The organism is Okeania sp. SIO1H4, from assembly GCF_010672695.1.
GTDB lineage: Bacteria > Cyanobacteriota > Cyanobacteriia > Cyanobacteriales > Microcoleaceae > Okeania > Okeania hirsuta.
Genome location: NZ_JAAHGB010000036.1, coordinates 31,368 through 50,538, shown reverse-complemented (window position 1 = coordinate 50,538; position 19,171 = coordinate 31,368). Strand labels below are relative to the sequence as shown.

Here is a 19,171-nt window from a genome sequence, read left to right as displayed (position 1 = left end):
AGAATTTAAAAATCAGCTTAACTTAAGCTGTTATTAATTTTCCATGAGAATCTAAAAAAACATCATCAATACTATCAAAAATTTGAAAAACCCTATCTAACTGAGTAATTTCAAAAACCAATCTAGCTGTGGGGTTAAGGTTACAGATAGCTAAATTACAGCCATGTTCACGAGCCTTTTTTAAACCAATAACTAATGCACTTAAACCAGAACTATCTATAAACTCCACATTGGCCATATCAATAATCCAAAGATTGTAGTTTTTTTCTAGTAGAGATATGAATTGCTGCTTAATCACATTTGCTCCAGCTAAGTCTAAGCGGTGATTCGGAATGAGAATAATATGTTGACTGACATCAATAGCTTTCATAGGTATCACCATTAATTAAAAAGAAAAAAAATTATTTTTTACTTTGCTCTGAAATATAAATTGTTTTAGATTAAAGATAATTCATTACACCCTAATTATCAACAATCCAGAAGTTGTAATGATACTCAGGAAATTCACTTTACTAGAAATAGAGTTCCCTGTATAAAATACAAAATTGACAGTAATTATTGTCAATTATAGTGCAAGTTGTTAACTTTTGTGATATATTTAATAATTCTTGGGTACATCAATTAGTTCTCTATAATCTATAAATATTGCTTGAGTAATAAATAAGTTCCGTTTAGATATAACTACTGGTCTATCAACTTTGAAATGATGGATAGATTTTTGTAAGACATGATTTTTGGGTAATGCTTTTTGAGATTGGCTACCCCTCAAAACCATCTTTACAGACTTTACAAGCCACTATTTGGCAATAAAATATAAAAAAATGATAAATTTGATCAAGTTCGCTTAAAGATTACCGTATAATGTCCCTAGAATTTGTATCATTAGAAACAATTCAATTAATTGCCAATAAATACGGCTATCTAGCCATTTTTTTAGGAATAGCCCTCGAAAATGCAGGAGTTCCCTTACCAGGAGAAACAGTTACACTCGTAGGTGGGTTCCTTGCAGGTAGTGGGGAATTACTTTATAGATATGTACTTAGCTGTGCAATTATAGGTGCAGTATTCGGCGACAGTTGTGGATATTTGCTTGGCAAGTATGGTGGCTGGCCATTAATGTTGAAGTTAGGTCAAATATTTCGGATTAAAGAAGAAAAACTGATAGACGCGAAAAATCAGTTTAGTAAAAATGCAGCTAAAGCAGTATTTTTTGGTCGATTTATTACGTTACTACGGATTTTTGCTGGCCCTTTGGCGGGAATTGCTCAAATGCCTTACTGGAAATTTTTATTATGCAATGCTAGTGGAGCGACTATTTGGGCATTAACAATGGTCAGTTTATCCTTCTTTTTGGGACAAGTTGTACCTCTAGAAAAGTTAGTATCTTGGGTGGCACAATTTGGTGTAGCTGCTTTGGTGTTAGTGGTAGCTTGGATTTTGATTCCTATTTGGTTAGAGTCTTTGAAGAAAGGAAAAGAAAATACAGGTTGATAATTTAAGTTTTAATATTAGCTGCCGAGGGCCACTCAGAAACTCTAAACGGACGCAGAGGAAAGTGTAGGACTACCGTATTAGTTCGCAGCATCCGATTTTAGCAGAAGCTTTGCGCCATAAAAACGCCAACTCACTGAAGAGCTATAATTTTAGTAGGGATCTCCGCGCCTAATAGCTAGAGAGGATGTCACGAAAAATATGCTTGAATATAGTTTAATACCAAATTCAAAAAAGGTCGCTACAGTATTAATCTCAAAACTCCTACTAACAGAATAAAGCACTGTAACAGTATTTTTTGAAAATGGTATAACTCACAAAGTTTACGGTCTAAAAAATATCAAACTCGACAAGTGGAAACCATTGTTAATTAGGAGCAAAAATCCTGTAACAGTTACAGGTTATAATAACAACCAAAACGATTTCTAAGAAAGGCATCTAGGTTAATCTGCTCTTGTTTGAGGAAACCAGTATGTGGAATTTCCCCATGGAGATACATATCTAAGACAGCACAAACAGAAGCAGAAGTTGTAAGCTGGATAGAACTCCAGGTTTCTCCATGCAAATTGAGGGAGTAAATCTTGCGGACATCGCTTATTTGTTGAAGATAGCCATTTTTCCAACCAGTTACAGTACAGAAAATAACTACTACATCTTGCTTAGTAATAGGAATAGAATTTTCCAATATTTCTTGCAGAAGTTCGCGGCGATCGCTTAAACCCAATTCTTGAGTTAAAAATTTCATCAGATATTGATGACCTGGATAACGCACGGTCTTGTAGTTGAGAGTACGCACTTGGCCTTCAAGAGTTTCACAAAGAGTCCCCAAGCCGCCAGAAGTATTAAATGCTTCGTAATTTACCCCATCTACAGAGAAATGTTCTACCTCTTCTAAAGGCATTGCCTCAATTTTACGACCGTTATGAATAGCTTCGCAAGGATTACAGTATTCATTAATCAGACCTTTGGTAGACCAGGTGAGGTTGTACATCATCATATTAGATGGATATTGGGGTAAAGCACCGACACGCATTTTTACCTCGTCAAGCTTCTCAAAACCACTACACAGATGATGAGCAAGGATGCCGATAAACCCTGGAGCAAGTCCACATTGGGGTGCGAAGATCAAATCATCAGGAGTTTTTTCAGCAATGGAGCGAACTGCATTGGTAGTGGCCACATCTTCTGTTAGATCGAAATAACTAACTCCAGCTTTGGCAGCAGCACGAGCAATAATAGGATTGACCTCATAGGAGCAAGCAGAAACAACACAATCTTGGCCTTCTAGTTTTTCTGCAAGAGCAACTTCATCAGTCACATCTATGACAAAAGTATTGACTGGCAAAGATGCGGTTAAGTTTTCTAAAGCTCTAGGGTCTATATCTCCAACAAGTATGCTGTAATCTCCACTGTAATGTAAGAGCTTGGCGATCGCCGATCCAATTTTTCCTGTTCCTAAGATTGTGACTTGATACATACTTATTAATTGTTTGAGGATTTCCTAAAATATTTAATACCAAATATCAAAAACTTTTCTATGTTTTCTTGAGTGGAGGAGTAGGGTAGTAGAAAACATAATAATATACACTTACTGGCGAATAATTTCTCAAAACGAGTTAAACATCTAATGCTTTTTTAGTAACTTACTATTTGATCGGCAACCTGAAATTAATATTTTTAAAACAACGAGACAATATTTATACATTTGAAGTGAATATCTTGACTAAAGCAAAAAATAGCTAATCACAGATCAAGATTTTTATAGATCGTAAATTATGGTTAAAATAGCTATGCAAATTTAGATATACTTCAACATCTAATGTCTTTTTAGTCAATTTTTCCATTCGTTCAAAAATTATTTATTCCCATTCAATAGCTTCCGATTTAATATTAATGATAAATAAGCTTTTCTTTTAACCTAAAGATGATTAACCCCCCGGCGTTGCATATTTGTGGGACGAATTGTATGCTTGGGCAAAAAAGAAGTATGAAGTATTAAGGATGAGATTTACCTGTTCAAAAAAGATTCATCCCGCCCCTCAGCAACGCCACCGCGCTGAACAGTTTAAAGGACTTCAATATCTTCTTGATGAGTATTTTTTAGATCTAAAAAATATTGGCATAGTAATAAAAATGTGAAAGTAATTCCTCCAAAATTTTATTCTTTTATCCTAATTCACTTCATGTTTTATTAACTTCTAATTACTTGAGTTCATACCTTTCTGATAATTAACAAGCCTAAGTTATTTAGATTATCATAATATCTGTTTTATCTCCCATAGCATTCAAGCTAGAGCAAACTCATATTTCATCTGGTTCAAAATGAATTGAGTTTGCAAACGAATTACTTCTCGATATGTATCTTCTGATTTTCTATCCCAAAGATTGTGTCCTGCATCAAGTATATGTAACTTACATTTTTCGTCATTTTCTGCAAATTCCTTCAGTGCATGAGCATACTGGGGAAACAAGTTGAATGGATCGCCCAAGCTAACCAAAGTTAGGATTGGAGATCGGGATGTTCTAGATGGATAGTTAAACTCAGGAGTAAAAGTCTTGTAAGCTTCCCAACTACGAGGATGCAAAGTAACACCGGGAGCATGGAGAAGGTCGGCCAAAACTTCCGCTTTATCCTCCAAATATTGAACAGTAAACTGGAACAACTCTGGGTCTGGGTGTGGCGGATTAACTGCAATTGCCCCAGCTAAGTCATCATAATGTTGTGCATAAAGTATGGCAGCTATACCACCTTGACTACGTCCAGCAATAAAAACTGGGCGATCGGGATAAAGTCGTGACAAAACCAGGTGGACATGACGAAGCATGATCATTAGACCTTGCTCGCTGGCAAACTCAAATGGGGCATCTGAACCCATACCATTGAGAGGAAGGTCAGTAGGAAAAGATGCTACACGGAATGTCTCACCATCGGGTAGTAATTCAGTTAGTAAGCTTTGGTTACTTTTACGCCCACGTCCACGGTTTTTGCTTTTTCGCCCATGAAAAGTACCTGCAACATCACATAGTGTTTCAGCAACAGAAAAGGTCGTTCCAGTACCAGGTAATAGGATCTGAATTGCACGATGAGTATCATCAACTAACTTATTTGGCTCTAAAATACCTGTGAAGGCCATCGGTAGATATAACTTCGTGAATGGCAGACTTTGTTTAGGTTCGTTTGTAGCACCGACTCGATTAACCAATTCTTGGCTTTCTTGAATCACTTTCATCTCCAGCAATTCACGGCGACTTAGATTAGGAGATGTTGCCAACTTTTGATTAATTTGCTTAAGTCTTTTCAATTCTGAATTCATTTTTGACAAATTTTGTACGCTAAAAGATTAATAGGATCATCGTAAATCGGCATTACTTTGGAATCAATAAGAGTCCATTCTGGTTGGTTTAAGACTTTCTCAAGTTTAGGCAAGAAACTCTGACGTGCCGTGAAAACCAACACACCTCCAGACTTGATATTGTCTTGAAGTTGATTCAGTTCTGCTGAACCAGCATGGTTTTCCGCAAATACTCCTGTAGCGACAATACCACTCGCCCTCTCTAAGTTTCTGAATTGCTCATCACCTATAAAGCAACAAACTAAGGATTTATATATGCCTTTTTCTGCTGCTTTGGTCAACATACTAGGTGATATGTCCATACCTATGATTTGTTCAAATCCCAATTCAGCTAAGGCCACACCAACTAGACCTGTTCCCGCCCCAACATCAAGAATTGTGTCCTGTTTATTGGCCACATATTGAGCAAGCATAAGTGATGCTGCTAAAGGCACTGGTTTCCAAAATCTCTCAATATCTGTCTCATAGGTATCTGCCCATTGGTCGTAGTTTTCCACTAACTCATCAATATTTTGACTCGAACAAATCCACTTTAACCACTGGTTTGTTTCTATCTCAGACATTCTTTTGTTATTCAATATTCTATTAATAGTAGATATTCTACTTTAGATTAAATCCTAAAACTTTGTGCTATTCCTAGTCCGTAGAAATGCTCAAATATTTTAGCCTGCCGTTCATTTACTATCTGAAGTTTTGAAATATTTTTGTCCCTCAGATATTAATTACTGGATTTACCAACACCAATATTTCCATTAGTTGAGATTTAGATATGAGGAGATAAGTTTTGATGTTAATTGCTCAGGTTAAGATATACTAAATATCATAAAAATTTTGTGAAAAAGGTAGGTAGATTTTATGGAATTAACAATGTTATTGGCAAAACTGCCAGAAGCTTACTCTATTTTTGACCCGTTAGTTGATGTTTTACCAGTAATTCCTGTTTTCTTCTTGTTGTTAGCTTTTGTGTGGCAAGCAGCAGTTGGTTTCAAATAAAGATTAATCTTAAAGATAGCTATCAGTTACCATTCTAATTATTTATCAGAATTTATTAGGCATAATAATTGGGAAGCTGATAGCTAACTTTTTTAACCAGTATTAATAGGATAAGTTCATTGAAGAAGGCAGAAGGCAGAAGGCAGAAGGGAAAATTGCTTATGGATAGTCAACGACAAGCCACTTCGTGTCTACAAACCCCAAAAAATTTTAAACATTGTGTAGACGGTTGAGCATTAAACCCACTACAGAAAAGATAAACTTATAATAGAGTCTTTGTCAAATAAATATCAAATAAATATTTAGAAACGTGGGGTGCGAAGTGTGTTATTTAACGTACCATCCCACAGCACATGGTGGTTAACCTAACTTATTTAACCAGTATTAATTGCATCAGTTAAATAGACCTATAAAAAAAATTTAGGTTACTCATCTATAAGATAAGATAATTTGTTTTCCAAAGTAATTTGGTGTTGGATAGTAGGAGGATAAAACTACTGTTAGGGAATAATTAATTGCTTCTTGAAAATTAGCTATTACTAATTATTCATTTAATATGCAACACTGATTATTTTTCTTGATTTATGTCTTCTTTCTACTTAGTTATTACTGGAAAATCATTTGATTATCGTCGCTAAAAAAAACTTAGATAAATCTAAGACAGATTAGCATTTTTTTTGGGGAAAACAGGTCTTTTAGATATACGTTTTATCTAAGTCAAAACATGAGGATAAAAACTTAAATCCAACTTTAACATCATGGGAATATAAGCTAAATTGGTGTTGCATAGTAGTAGGATAAAACTACTGTTAGGGAATAATTAATTGCTTCTTGAAAATTAGCTATTACTAATTATCAATTTAATATGCAACACTGATTATTTTTCTTGATTTATAGCGCTCTTATTTGAGTTGTGAGATATTCTAGATTTTTAGAGAATGGGAAATACCGAAGCCATAAAATTATCACATCTGATTCTTGATTGCTATATGTCTTTTTTCTGTCTATAGCAGTCGAAGGAAAGGTTAATACATATCCACAGCTTAAAACTCAGATAACGTAAGATTTTTCCAACTTCAGTCTTTCCTTATTCCTTCTTCCTTCTGCTATACTTCTTGCTTGAAAATTATTTAATTATCGTTAGTAAAAAAACTTAGATAAATCTAAGATCGATTACCAATTGTCTTTTGGAAAGCAGGTCTTTCAGATATACGTTTAATATAAGTCAAAACATGAGGATAAGAACTTAAATTCAACTTTAGCATCATGGGAATATAAGCTAAATCGGTGTTGCATTGTAGGAGGATAAAACGACTTTTAGGGAATAATTAATTGCTTCTTGAAAATTAGCTATTACTAATTATCAATTTAATATGCAACACTGATTATTTTTCTTGATTTATAGCGCTCTTATTTGAGTTGTGAGATTATTGTAGATTTTTAGGGAATAGGGAACAGGGAACAGGGAATGGGAAATACCAAAGCAATAAAATTATCACATCTGATTCCTAATTGTTATATGTCTTTATTTCTACTTATAGCAGTCAAAGGAAAGGTTAGGACATATTGATAGCTATAAACTCAGACAACTTCAAGAATTGAGAATTAAGAATTGAGAATTAAGAATTACCTGTTATTATAAATAAGAGGATTGGTCAAAAGGATTTTTTTTCTTTTTATACCCTTAAAAGGGGAGGCTTTAAACCACAATTTTTCGGTAATATTTTCCAACTTCGGTTCCTTCTTATTCCTTATTCCTTATTCCTTATTTCTTATTCCTTCTTACTTCTGCTATACTTCTTACTTGAAAATTATTTGATTATCGTTAGTAAAAAAACTTAGATAAATCTAAGAAGGATTAGCAATTGTCTTTTGGAAAGCAGGTCTTTCAGATATACGTTTGATATAAGTCAAAACATGAGGATAAGAACTTAAATCCAACTTTAACATCATGGGAATATAGGCTAAAATTGAACCTAAAGCTACATCTGCTACATTGAATTCTTCACCCATTAAATAAGGTTGAATCTCAAAAATTTTATTCAATGGAGTTAATAAACGAGGAGTTTCCTTTTCACGACTTGCCTCTACAAAAATTCCCGTTCCGAGAGTAGAATTAGCAAACAATACCCACTGAAAAATTTCAGCTTTCTGTTCTAAAGAATCAGGCATTTTGCCATATTTTTCTGCAATATATAACAGAATAGCTCCTGACTCCCAAAGTTTAAATTCTCTATCAACAATAGCAGGAACTTTTCCCATCGGATTAATCTCTAAAAAATCTGATTTGAGATGCTCTTCTGACTGCATATCGAGATTAATAAATTCATAATCAGCCTCTATTTCTTCAAGATACCAGAGAACAATTGATGCTCGACTACGAGCGCTACCATAAAGTTTTAGCACGGCTATATACCTAATTTTTCAGAACTGTAACTTCTACAATTTTCCCTAAGTAAATCAACAGAAATATTAAAGAACTTTGTGAGTATATTCATGTTGCTTCACATTGTCTTCTGAACTAACAATATTTTCAGCATTTAGTATCCGTTTACGCTCCAAAGAATAATTCAAATCATCACGACGAGTGCCCAGAGGAACTAAAGATTTAACTTCTGGGTGAATTTTATATGTACGAGTAGTAGCGATCGCTCTTGAGGCAAAATTATCAGAGAATTGAGCTTCCGGAGGAAAATCTTGAGGTAGTAGAGGTGTGTCCCCAGATAAAACTGCACCCAAAGTTGTCCCACAAGCCATTTGATATGAAGTAGGAATTCCTTTAACAATAGCTTCGAGAGCTGCTGAGGGTATTGGTTCAACAACTTTTACTTGAGAAATTTCACCATCTTCCTTGATAAAGCAGGTTGCCAAGCCAATAACCAAATAGTCATCAGTAGATAAATCTGGGGCATTAGGATAAGCAGAAACAGTTGCCATAAGCTATTCTAATTTTTAATTCTTTAGATACATAAGTCTTAATTTTACCAACTCAGGTAACTAACTCCTCAAAAAAATCTGATACTAAAATTGAGCAAACCAAAATTTTGTGTAAAAATAAGCTTATGTAAGTTATTATGGGCTATTTTACTACTAAAAATATATTTAGATACTACAGGGAGACAAATTGGTATAGCTATACACAAATACCCTCTTGACATTCCTCCGTTCCCTGTTCCCTGTTCCCTTAAAACCCAAATTTACTTTCCTAATCAAAAGACGTAGTGCTATATATTTACAAATTTTTGGAATTGCTAATTGCTAAAAGGTTGCTAGATCAAGCTTTTTTCCTACCTAATGACGAGCAACTGTTAAACAATTAATAATTAACAATTACCTCTGCTTGAAAAGAAGAAGATTGACGCGGAGCGTGAAAATTTTTTCTTCTCTTGGTCGGTTGGATATGTCGAGGAGACCTAGCCATCCCACCCTGCGGGAAGCTACGCTAACGACGGCTTTTTTCCCCTTTAACTAGCTATCAGCTTTTCCTTACGGAATGCTCCGCAAATAGCATTTAGCTGGAGCGCTAAAAATTCGAGGGTTTAAGTCCCCCACGCTTATTTGAAAAAATTAGTGGTGCACCTTTTATGGGGGTTTGAATCCCCCATTATACACCTTGAAAAGCTGACTGCTGATAGCTGAGTGCTGACTGCTACTTTAAAGGAGAAGCTTTAAACCTTAATTATTCGGTAATAGAACAGATCCGAGCAACCGATTAAAAGTTATGGTTTAACCTCAGAAAAAACTTCTAAATCCAAAGATGTCAACTTATCATAAGCTGACTCAATTACTCGCTTACCCCTCAAAGCACCAGTATTAGCACCAGGACAAATGTACTGTAGAGTCTGTTGTGAAAATCTGTCAATCAAAAATTTAACACTCTGAAGTTGTCTAGGCCAATGAAAAGTCTTAGCAATATGCAATGGCACAGGTTGCCCTTGACTATTAGGCAATAAATGACGGCCTGTAAATAAGACCCCACCATTTTCCGAGTAGTATAAACAAGACGAACCAGGAGAATGACCAGGCGTCCAGAAAACAGTAATATTCTGACTTAAACTAAATTCTTGCTCAAAGGTTGTTACCTTAAGGTTGGGCAATAAATACGCTTCCTGTTCTTGAATCAGAACCTCACAGTTAAAAGCTTTTTGAATCTCTTGTGCCTTGCCAATAGCACTACGATGAGTAATATACAACCACTTTACTCCTCCATGTTGAGAGAGAAACTTTTGATTATTTTCAATATTGGCAGGACAATCAATGAGAATGTTGGTCTGATTATCTACAATAAAATAAGATGTTCCTCCTAAAGTATCCCGATTTGGCGAAAAAGCAAAAATATTTTCTAGGACAAACTGGGGAGATTTAGAGACAAAAGGCTGTTGTGTCAAAGCAGTATTCTTAGATTAAAAATAAACTGAACTCAAACTATTATGCTCTTTTTATTGATTTTATTAGGGTTGATGACATACTTCATGTTACAACGCAGCGTAAGTAAAATTACCCGCACTCCAATCTGGATATTATGGCTAGTAATGATGACACCAGCTTTAATATGGACAACTTGGATGTTAATTTATGGTGAAAAGCAACTACCACCAGGATTAATTATCATTCCCTTTATCTTCTGTCCTTACTTATACTGGTTATTAGTGCAATGGGGACAACAGCAACCCAATCAATCAGAATCAGATCGATCAACAAAAGATAATAGTAATTCCCAGACTAAACCAAAAATAGTTCCTACTCAAACTCTCAATCAAACTCCACCCAAACTAACAATAGATAAAACAGAAGAAGCTAGTCTGAGAAATTGTTTTCCTTGGACAGTTTACTATCTCAGGAATCTTGAATTTAGACCTCAAGCAGTTATTTGTCGAGGTCAGTTACGCTCAAACCCTGAAAAAGCGTATCAAACAGTAACAGAAAATATAGAAGGAAAATTTGGCGATCGCTTCCTAGTAGTATTTCAAAATAGCTTTCAAGGTAAACCTTTTTTTGCTCTAGTTCCTAACCCCCGTGGCAAAAATGACGAAACTCAGATTCCTCAGGAGTCTCAAAAACCTGTACTCTTGGCTTTAGGATTATTGCTCATAACTTTATTCACCACTACTTTAGTAGGAGCTAGAGAAATAGTTGGTATTTCTGAAGATGCCATACAATCTAACCCTAATTTATTAATCCAGGGTTTACCTTATGGAGTTGCTCTAATCCTGATTCTAGGATTACATGAGTTTGGCCACTACATAACAGCTCATTTATACAAAATTCGTACTACTCTACCATATTTCATTCCAGTACCGTTTTTCTTAGGGACTTTTGGAGCATTTATTCGGATGCAGAGTCCTGTACCTAATCGTAAATCTTTATTTGACGTTAGTATAGCAGGTCCAATTGCCGGGTTAGTAGTTACAATCCCACTATTAATTTGGGGTTTGTCCCACTCTAATATAGTTCCTTTATCTGAGGAATCAGGAATATTATCGATAGACTCTTTAAATCCCACTTTTTCTTTTTTATTAGCTGTATTAAGTAAATTAGCATTAGGTACAGAATTAACTTATAACAAAGGCATAGATTTACATCCTATAGCAGTAGCAGGTTATGTAGGTTTAGTAGTAACTGCATATAATTTAATGCCTATTGGACAACTTGATGGCGGTCATATAGTACACGCAATGTTTGGGCAACGAACTGGTATGGTTATTGGTCAAATTTCTCGGTTTTTGTTATTACTATTAGCTTTTATAAATCAGGAATTTTTATTTCTAGCAATCTTTTTATTTTTAATGCCTCTTGCTGATGAACCTGCTTTGAATGATGTTAGTGAATTAGATGACAAACGCGACTTTTTAGGATTATTAATGCTAGGTTTATTGGTAATGATTTTATTGCCTGCACCAAAAATGGTAATACAGTGGTTAAATTTTTAAGAAGAAGTAAGAAGGAAGAAGGAAGAAGGAAAAAATAATTGTGTGCCACCTAAAATAAAATTGGTATAACACCTAAGACCTAACACCTACTCTCACATAAAATTGGTATAAGAGTTAAATGATTGATTTAGAGAACTAATTCCACTTAATCTGGAAGATAATGTATTTAAGTTGGAACGAGAAAAACATACAGCAGAAATTGATAGATAAAAGAAAAGAAAAACATCGGTGTCATTTCAGTTATCAGTTATCAGTACCTCTGCAATAAGGAGACTTGAAATACGGAATTATCTTTTTTTTGATCCCCTTAAAAGGGGAAGCTTTAGACAACAATTTTTCGGTAAAAAGGTTTCCAGGACTTTTTAATGTCAGAAAATCACCAACAGTTGTTTGACATCTTATTTTAAAATGCTATAAGTTTCTAGACTTATTTCAATTTTCAGCTTTTATTTATTTATGCGTTATTTTGTCTTCAAACCAATGATTAACAAGGTAAATTCTCTCATCTTGGCTATAGTTTTGATTTTATTATCAGTTGCAATACCTAACTTTAATCTACCTGTAGCTAATGCAGAAAATATTCTCTCAGGATTTAGCTTGTCTGCACAAAATGATTTGCAAATTACCGTAGGGCAAAGTCAAAAATCAGCCGATAAATTAGCTTTAGATTTACAGAAAAATCTCAACAGTAAAAGGAATGAAATTGGGAAATTAGCTATATTAATTATTCATCCCCACGGAGAGTTTGACAAAACAGAACCAATTTCGTTAGCAGAGAGAGAAGGTGGGGGGTCAGTATTAGAAATGAAGATACATTGGCATAGAAAACTGCCCTTTATGAGACGCAATCATTTAACTATTATTGACTGGGAAATTTTACACAATCGACATTTTGGAGCTGCTGTTATTTTAGATGATGCTATACTTTCTCCGATTCATCCTCAAGAGTTAAATAATTTATTTAAAGAGTTACTGCCAGATAATCTCTAAAAATCGGATGTAATCAGAATTTTGATATTCTTGCCCACATTCGGCACTTCAATTTGTCACATGAAAATTAGTATAAAATCCGTAGCTTGCTTAAGTATTTATACTATATAAATTATCTTCATTTACCTCGATCGGGAGTCAAATTCTCAGTTAAATATGCCAGCATAAATACTTACTGAATCCTTGACTCCTATTGACCACTATAATTTTCTTCTTATTTCTTATTTCTTACTTCTTATTTCTTACTTTTGACTTTTGACTTATATTTTGATGTTACATTTTGTGGTGCGGAATGTGGGTTCTTGCCATGTCCACTGCACCCTTTCTGGGTCTAGTTGAATTGATTAAATGGTTACTCATATCTATTGATTTATGACTAATTTAAAAAAATGGAAGCTTTTACAATCTAGGTTAGTAATTAATAATAAATGGTGTCAGGTAAGACAGGATGAAGTTGAATTACCGAATGGCAAAATTATAGATGATTTTTTTGTTAATGTTAGACCAGATATTGCTCTTGTTTTTCCTGTAACTGTTCGACAAGAAATTGTATTTGTCCGTCAATATAGACATGGAGTCAAAGAAGTTTTATTAGAGCTACCTGCAGGTGCTTTTAATCCTCAAGCAGAAATTCCTGAAGTAGCTGCTAGTAGAGAACTTACTGAAGAAACTGGATATGTTGCTGAGAAATTAATTAAATTAACAACTTTATATGATAATCCGGTTAAAGATACAAATTATATTCACTTATTTATAGCAGAAAATGTTATCCAATCTCAGCAACAAAAACTTGATATTACAGAAGAAATTGAAGTAGTGCTAATACCTGTCGATGAAGTTATTAAAAGAGTATTGATAGGAGAAATAAGTGTTTCTGGAACTGTAGCAGCAATATTTTTAGGATTGGAATATTTGCACAAGTCGAATTTTATTTGAGGTGGCACATAATTAGGTGTTAGGTCTGATAAAAATTTTATTTGAGGTGGCACACAATTATTTTTTGCTTCTTCCTTCTTCCTTCTCCCTTCTTGAAGAAATTTATTAACTTGTCTATCTCAATCTACAGTCAACCCCAATCGAGATATTATTCTATGGAATTTAGAAATGAATTTGGTATTAAATTATTAATATTAGGTATCTATGGACTTATAATCAGAACAATCCTTACATGGACCGAAAGGGTTAACAGCACAACGGATGAGGGGAGACCTAGCATTGAACTTACAACTTAGGTCTCCTATAATATATCCTAATCCTTCAATATATTGTTGTTCTGGTTGACTAGATATAGTTGGTATTCCTGTATAGTTTACTGCCAATCTAATAGACATAAGTCTTTCTCTAGTTCGTGCTTTAAACTTGTGCAGTATCCACAAAGAAACTATCCAAGGAGTCATACCTATCAAAAAAATTAGTAAAATTTTAAACACATTTATTCTAATTTATTGCAACTTCAGAATTACTCTACTGCTGCAAATAATATCAATGAAAATTATTTATTTTTTGCAGCAATAAATTTAGATTATCGGTTAATCAAAATCTTGATATTTGTTAGATTTGAAGATGGAAAATTTTTTTCCACAAATAATGTATCGGGTATCTCACTGTCTGCTTTAACCACAGGAGATAGAGAAGTAAAGGGCAATTTAATATCAGATAAATCTATCCCAGCAAATATATGTAAAGATAAAGTAACAGCAACTGCTAACCAAAATTTTTCCCACATCTCACACCTAAATTTAATTTTACTTAAAATATAGAACAATTAGTCTTAAGGCTACCGTGGATTAAAATCCGACGAGTCACCTTTCATCCATCGCTTAAAAGAAGATGGCTTTCATGCTCCCATGTTATTTAGGTAAATATTACAAAACAAACTTACTAATTGTCTGTGACTTGAAAGTAGGTAAAATCGTGAGTTTAATCACTGTTTAATTAATTAATAAATCAAGATCAATTAGTTCAAATAATTCAGATGTAAGCTGGGAAGACTCTGGCGACATATCCCTATTTAGTCCACTCCGAGCGGTTGAAGTTAAAAATGTAGAAGTTATAGCAGTCTAAGCACAAGGTTAGAAGATATCAAAAGCTTAAAACTCAGATAACGCCAGATTTTTCCTTGTTTCCTAGATGAATAAAGTCTTCTCTACTTCTTCCTTATGTTAGGAGTTACGTATAACCACCAAATATAGTAGGGGTTAACCGCTGTCAACCCCTACAAATGGCGTATAATGTAATATTTTGCGTAAATCCTGTCTGTCCTATAGCACTACGTCTTTTGGCGCTTGACAATAAATTTTAGTTGTAAGGGAACAACGGTGCGACTCCCCGAGGTGCGACATACCCAAGGGAATGCTGACCAAGATAGGAATAGGAAATAGATGAATGTCCTAACATATTTGCGTAGCGCTATAGATAACCAAATTCCTTCTTCCTTCTTCCTTCTTCCTTCTTTCTTCTTCCTTCTGCTATAGCAGGAGTTATTGAACGATAAAATTAGCCCATATACCAAACATATAGTGGGAGTACATCAACTTATGCTGACAAAAATACTGGCCTTAACTGTTGGTCTTGGTAGTTTAGCCTTATATCTGGTGGCCTTTTTCTTTCCAGAAGTCCATCGAAAAAATGATTTTATCTGGAGTGGTTTAGGTCTTTTCTATGGCTTAGTATTATGGTTCTGTGCAGGTAGAATTACAGGTGCAGTGTTATTGGGTCAAATGGCAAGTGTAGCTTTATTGGGTTATTTTGGTTGGCAAACCCTGACATTGCGTCGCCAAGTTACTCCAGTAGTAGAGCAAACAAAAATATCTACTCAGAAAGGTACTAAAGATAAAACTCAAGAACAATCAACTACTGTTCCTCAAGCACCATCTACAGAAGAAGTAGACACTATCTCAAAATCAGATATTACGGAAATAGCTACCTCTATTCAAGAGGAAGAAAATGAAGTTAAACCTGCGGAAACTGAATCTGAATTAGTATCATCTGAAACGAATTTAGATTCAAGCAATATAACAAAAGATTCTGAGGTAGATGCAGTTACAAATATGGCAGAACAAAATGTCATAACAGATACGACGAAAGATGTTTCAGAAACACCCCAGAATTCACAGAAAAGTTCATCTAAAAAAGGTGGTGGTTTTTCTCAGTTATTGACACCTGTTAGTGGTCTATTGAGTAATATTAAAAATGCAATTCAAGGTAAAGATAGTAAAAATACAGATACAAATTCTGACTTAGTATCCAAAGAAAATCAAGTTGAGACAGAAGAATTAGTCTCTAGTGAAGAAGTTACTTCTGAGGTTAATAGTTTAGTTAGTGATGGAAAAGAAAATTCATCTGATCCAGAACTTTTAGTAGATAAAGAAGCACCTGTTGTATCTGATGTACAAAAAGAGACTACTTTGGAAGAAGTTGAGGAAGAATCAACTATATCTTCAGATATAAATTATACATCTACGGATTCCGAAAAAGCTATTTTAGAGACTAATACACAAAGTATTGAAACTCAAGATAGTTCGGTGTCATCAGACGAAATAACTACTCAAGATAGTGAAAAATTGGAAGTAAAAGGTACTTCCATTTCTTCTGAGGAAAAATCTGAAAATAAGAATTTAGAATCAGATTTATCAAAGGATAGTACAGACAAGTCAGTAGATCCGTAAAGTTACAATTTTGCAGACTAAGAACTCAGTAATAACAAATACAAAATATTGAGGGAATTGGCAGGGAAAATAGCAGACCAATTCCCTGTTTTTTGATTGTATAGCAGAAGGAATAAGGAAAAATCTGGCATTGTCTGAGTTTTAAGCTTTTGATACAGCAGATTCCACTAAGTGTGAGATACACCCATCGCGGGCAAGATGTCCGCACTACAAACATTTAATTTGTAGGACTTGCGCAGAGACTCTACATATAGCAAGGGCGCCATTCGGAGCTTGGCGTTAGCCAATACCATTCGCCCCTACAAATGGTACTTTAAAAGTTAATTTGCGTAAGTCCTGATAATGACGAATCTTAGACTAGAAAATGTTTTTCCAACTGTTCCCTGTTCCCTGTTCCCTGTTCCCTGCTATATAATTTTCTTTCTTAGATTTATAGAGGTTTTTGAGTGAGCAAAAATTCAGTAGCTAGACCTTTTTTAAAATGGGCAGGAGGTAGTGCGATTCGTTAGGTCGAAACTGCTTTTAGGAGCGGGGGATGACCTGGGTTGATTTTTTTAGATCAACTACAACTGTAGAGAGTTTCTAGGTTTAAGTCCTAGCATCGAGATGTTCGATTGAATCCATTATCCCCATTAAGGAGAGTGGCGCTCGAATTAGTGAAGCGGGATAAAAAGCAGGTAATAACTAAACTATCTAGGTTAAATCCCTGCGAGGGAGGTCGAAAGGGTTAACATTTGTGAACTGATGATTGGAAGCGTCGTTAGTCCAAGATGGAGATACGATAGGTCAAGTCTCTATCCAAATATAGCAATAGACAGATGGGGTGCGGACATAGACTGTTAACGAAGTCAGAACTCAGAACTCAGAACTCAGAAGTCAAAAGTTATTTTTGTAACGGGGATTTGAGCAACTCTCCAAAAATATTGCGCCAATCAAGGCGGGGTTGCGCGACCCTTATGATTTTGATAATGATCTTTAGACAGGGAAATTTTTTTCCTACTGTTCCCTGTTCCCTGTTCCCTGTTCCCTGTTCCCTGTTCCCTGTTCCCTGCTATAGGAATGAGAATCAGAGAATTTCCTCTTTCTGATTAACATCCTTCTCTTACCGATAAGAGCATTCCTCGGCGTATAGTCAGAACCCAACCCGACCAGACAAAACCTCTACGGAACGAAGTAACCCGAATAAAGTTCTCATTGAGTAGGCAGCCAAGCTATAAACTTTATTGGGGAAGGATGATGTCAAAAGCTAATGTCTGGAGTAATTTCCAGGATATGCAGACGGACATCCCTAAGTCTAGAGAGTAGAAACTAAGTAAGAGGCAAAATGACCAATACGAGTGAAACAACTACGGTGGAAATGAAATGGAGTGATATTAACTGGAAATCGGTTAATAGAGCAGTATTTCGCCTTCAGAAAAGAATCTACAAAGCGTCGCTAAATGGTGATACCAAAACTGTCAGGAAACTACAGAAATTACTGGTAAAGTCTAAATCAGCTAAACTACTCGCAGTCAGGAAAGTAACACAGTCCAATATTACCCGACAAAATACTCCAGGAATTGATGGAATAGCTCAAATAGCCCAAAAAATTCAACTGGATGGCAAAGCTCAACCTGTCCGCAGGATTGAAATTCCTCAGCGAAACAAACAGGAGAAAATACCATTCGGAATACCCACCATGGAAGATTGGTCTAAACAGGTATTAGCTAAAATAGCTCTAGAACCAGAATGGGAAGCAAGGTTTGAAGCTAACTCTTATGGTTTCAGACCGGGAAAAAGTGCTAAAGATGCGATCACAGCTATCTATAGTGACATCAAAAAAACAAGTTACTATGTTCTAGGTGCTGAAATAGAGCAGTGCTTCGACCAAATAAACCATGGAAGATTATTGGATAAACTCAATACTTATCCAGCTATGCGTCGTCAAATTAAGGCATGGCTTAAAGCAGGGGTTATTGAAAAGGATGTCTTCTACAAAGCCGAAAATGGTACTGCAAAAGGTGGTGTAATTTCTCCGTTATTAGCTAACATAGCTTTACATGGAATGCAGGAAGCATTACAAGAGGTATTTTCTGAGAAAAATACCACCTATGGGATACAACCTGATATCAATTTCAATCCACCTCTATTCCATAGATATGCGGGTAATTTTGTTATCTTGCACGAAAGCAAAAAGGTGATAGAGGAATGCCTGGAAATTATCAATGACTACTTGGAAAATATTGGTCTAAAACTCAAAGACTCAACAACAAGAATTGCTCACACTCTAGGAGATGGAAAAGTTCAGACAGGATTTGACTATCTAGGGTTTAATGTTAGGCAATATCCAGTCAAAGATATAAACAGTGCAACGGATGGAAATGGTAACAAACTAGGGTTTAAAACTCTCATAAAACCTACAAAGGAAGCTATCAAACGCCATACCAGAGTCCTAAAACATACAATTCGACTGTATCGCAATGCAGCGCAAGAGAAATTAATAGAAGTGCTAACACCTAAAATAAGGGAGTGGAGCAATTATTATGACTCTGTGGTAAGTTCAAGAGTCTTCGCAAAGATGGATAATATCTTATTCCATCAACTTCTCAGATGGGGATACTATCGTGCCTCCATGCAGGGTAAAAAGCATACTGTAAACAAATATTGGGGAGTTGATAAGGGACAAGGATGGAAGTTTATCACACCAGACGGGAAAGTATTGCGAAACCATAAGGAGAGTTGCTCACACTGATTATGGCACGGATAT

General features: G+C 35.1%; 17 protein-coding genes. 7 read left to right on the top strand and 10 right to left on the bottom strand.

The features are described from left to right. Positions 1-22: 22 nt before the first annotated feature. Both F6K06_RS20855 and F6K06_RS20850 read right to left on the bottom strand, forming a co-directional pair. Positions 23-370 carry an STAS domain-containing protein gene (locus tag F6K06_RS20855; protein ID WP_124146183.1) on the bottom strand — a complete coding sequence of 116 codons (348 nt, stop codon included), beginning with the start codon at positions 368-370 and terminating at the stop codon, positions 23-25. Between the two features lie 228 nt (positions 371-598). Then, entirely contained in the window at positions 599-775 is a 177-nt protein-coding gene (locus tag F6K06_RS20850) for a hypothetical protein (RefSeq protein WP_161564630.1), read from the bottom strand. 86 nt (positions 776-861) lie between these two features. Here F6K06_RS20850 and F6K06_RS20845 point away from each other — a divergent pair, with 86 nt between their 5' ends. Beyond that, on the top strand, positions 862-1,491 hold the full coding sequence (locus tag F6K06_RS20845; protein ID WP_124146182.1) for a DedA family protein: 630 nt from the start codon (positions 862-864) through the stop codon (positions 1,489-1,491). Positions 1,492-1,885: 394 nt separating this feature from the next. Here F6K06_RS20845 and F6K06_RS20840 read toward each other — a convergent pair whose 3' ends face one another. The 3 genes from F6K06_RS20840 to F6K06_RS20830 form a co-directional block, all read right to left on the bottom strand. After that, positions 1,886-2,968: a saccharopine dehydrogenase family protein gene (locus F6K06_RS20840; protein WP_124154120.1), complete on the bottom strand. Its 1,083-nt coding sequence runs from the start codon at positions 2,966-2,968 to the stop codon at positions 1,886-1,888. A gap of 808 nt (positions 2,969-3,776) precedes the next feature. Then, positions 3,777-4,805 carry an alpha/beta fold hydrolase gene (locus F6K06_RS20835; protein WP_124146180.1) on the bottom strand — a complete coding sequence of 343 codons (1,029 nt, stop codon included), beginning with the start codon at positions 4,803-4,805 and terminating at the stop codon, positions 3,777-3,779. Continuing rightward, positions 4,802-5,422, bottom strand: coding sequence for a class I SAM-dependent methyltransferase (locus F6K06_RS20830; RefSeq protein WP_205127583.1), 621 nt, complete (start codon positions 5,420-5,422; stop codon positions 4,802-4,804). The genes F6K06_RS20835 and F6K06_RS20830 overlap by 4 nt, the downstream gene beginning before the upstream one ends. Before the next feature lie 277 nt (positions 5,423-5,699). On the opposite strand from F6K06_RS20830, the gene F6K06_RS20825 reads away from it, so the two are divergent. Beyond that, positions 5,700-5,837 (top strand): photosystem II reaction center protein K, encoded by a 138-nt coding sequence (locus F6K06_RS20825; protein WP_124146178.1) that lies wholly within the window; start codon positions 5,700-5,702, stop codon positions 5,835-5,837. 1,848 nt (positions 5,838-7,685) lie between these two features. Here F6K06_RS20825 and F6K06_RS20815 read toward each other — a convergent pair. The 3 genes from F6K06_RS20815 to F6K06_RS20805 all read right to left on the bottom strand — a co-directional run bounded on the left by F6K06_RS20815 (position 7,686) and on the right by F6K06_RS20805 (position 10,225). Next, a complete protein-coding gene (locus F6K06_RS20815; protein ID WP_287241432.1) occupies positions 7,686-8,243 on the bottom strand; it encodes a glutathione S-transferase family protein in 558 nt (185 codons plus the stop codon). Positions 8,244-8,309: 66 nt separating this feature from the next. Next, positions 8,310-8,774: a hypothetical protein gene (locus F6K06_RS20810; RefSeq protein WP_287241430.1), complete on the bottom strand. Its 465-nt coding sequence runs from the start codon at positions 8,772-8,774 to the stop codon at positions 8,310-8,312. Between the two features lie 782 nt (positions 8,775-9,556). Beyond that, a complete protein-coding gene (locus tag F6K06_RS20805; RefSeq protein ID WP_287241428.1) occupies positions 9,557-10,225 on the bottom strand; it encodes an MBL fold metallo-hydrolase in 669 nt (222 codons plus the stop codon). Between the two features lie 42 nt (positions 10,226-10,267). Here F6K06_RS20805 and F6K06_RS20800 point away from each other — a divergent pair, with 42 nt between their 5' ends. From F6K06_RS20800 to F6K06_RS20790, 3 genes are all read left to right on the top strand, one after another. Next, the gene (locus F6K06_RS20800; protein ID WP_124154118.1) at positions 10,268-11,767 is read left to right on the top strand and encodes a site-2 protease family protein; all 1,500 of its coding nucleotides are present in this window, start codon (positions 10,268-10,270) and stop codon (positions 11,765-11,767) included. A gap of 480 nt (positions 11,768-12,247) precedes the next feature. Continuing rightward, on the top strand, positions 12,248-12,757 hold the full coding sequence (locus F6K06_RS20795; protein ID WP_287241425.1) for a hypothetical protein: 510 nt from the start codon (positions 12,248-12,250) through the stop codon (positions 12,755-12,757). 372 nt (positions 12,758-13,129) lie between these two features. After that, positions 13,130-13,693 (top strand): NUDIX hydrolase, encoded by a 564-nt coding sequence (locus F6K06_RS20790; protein ID WP_124146173.1) that lies wholly within the window; start codon positions 13,130-13,132, stop codon positions 13,691-13,693. Positions 13,694-13,887: 194 nt separating this feature from the next. On the opposite strand, the gene F6K06_RS20785 is transcribed toward F6K06_RS20790, so the two are convergent. Together F6K06_RS20785 and F6K06_RS20780 are read right to left on the bottom strand one after the other, a co-directional pair. Continuing rightward, complete coding sequence (locus F6K06_RS20785) at positions 13,888-14,187, bottom strand: DUF6464 family protein (RefSeq protein ID WP_124146172.1); 300 nt, start codon at positions 14,185-14,187, stop codon at positions 13,888-13,890. 92 nt (positions 14,188-14,279) lie between these two features. Next, complete coding sequence (locus F6K06_RS20780) at positions 14,280-14,483, bottom strand: hypothetical protein (RefSeq protein ID WP_124146171.1); 204 nt, start codon at positions 14,481-14,483, stop codon at positions 14,280-14,282. 811 nt (positions 14,484-15,294) lie between these two features. Between F6K06_RS20780 and F6K06_RS20775 the strand changes: the two genes are divergently transcribed. Continuing rightward, positions 15,295-16,425, top strand: a complete 1,131-nt coding sequence (locus tag F6K06_RS20775; RefSeq protein WP_287241422.1) for a Ycf66 family protein — start codon at positions 15,295-15,297, stop codon at positions 16,423-16,425. 1,324 nt (positions 16,426-17,749) lie between these two features. After that, positions 17,750-19,156 carry a reverse transcriptase N-terminal domain-containing protein gene (locus F6K06_RS20770; protein ID WP_124146170.1) on the top strand — a complete coding sequence of 469 codons (1,407 nt, stop codon included), beginning with the start codon at positions 17,750-17,752 and terminating at the stop codon, positions 19,154-19,156. Positions 19,157-19,171 lie beyond the last annotated feature (15 nt).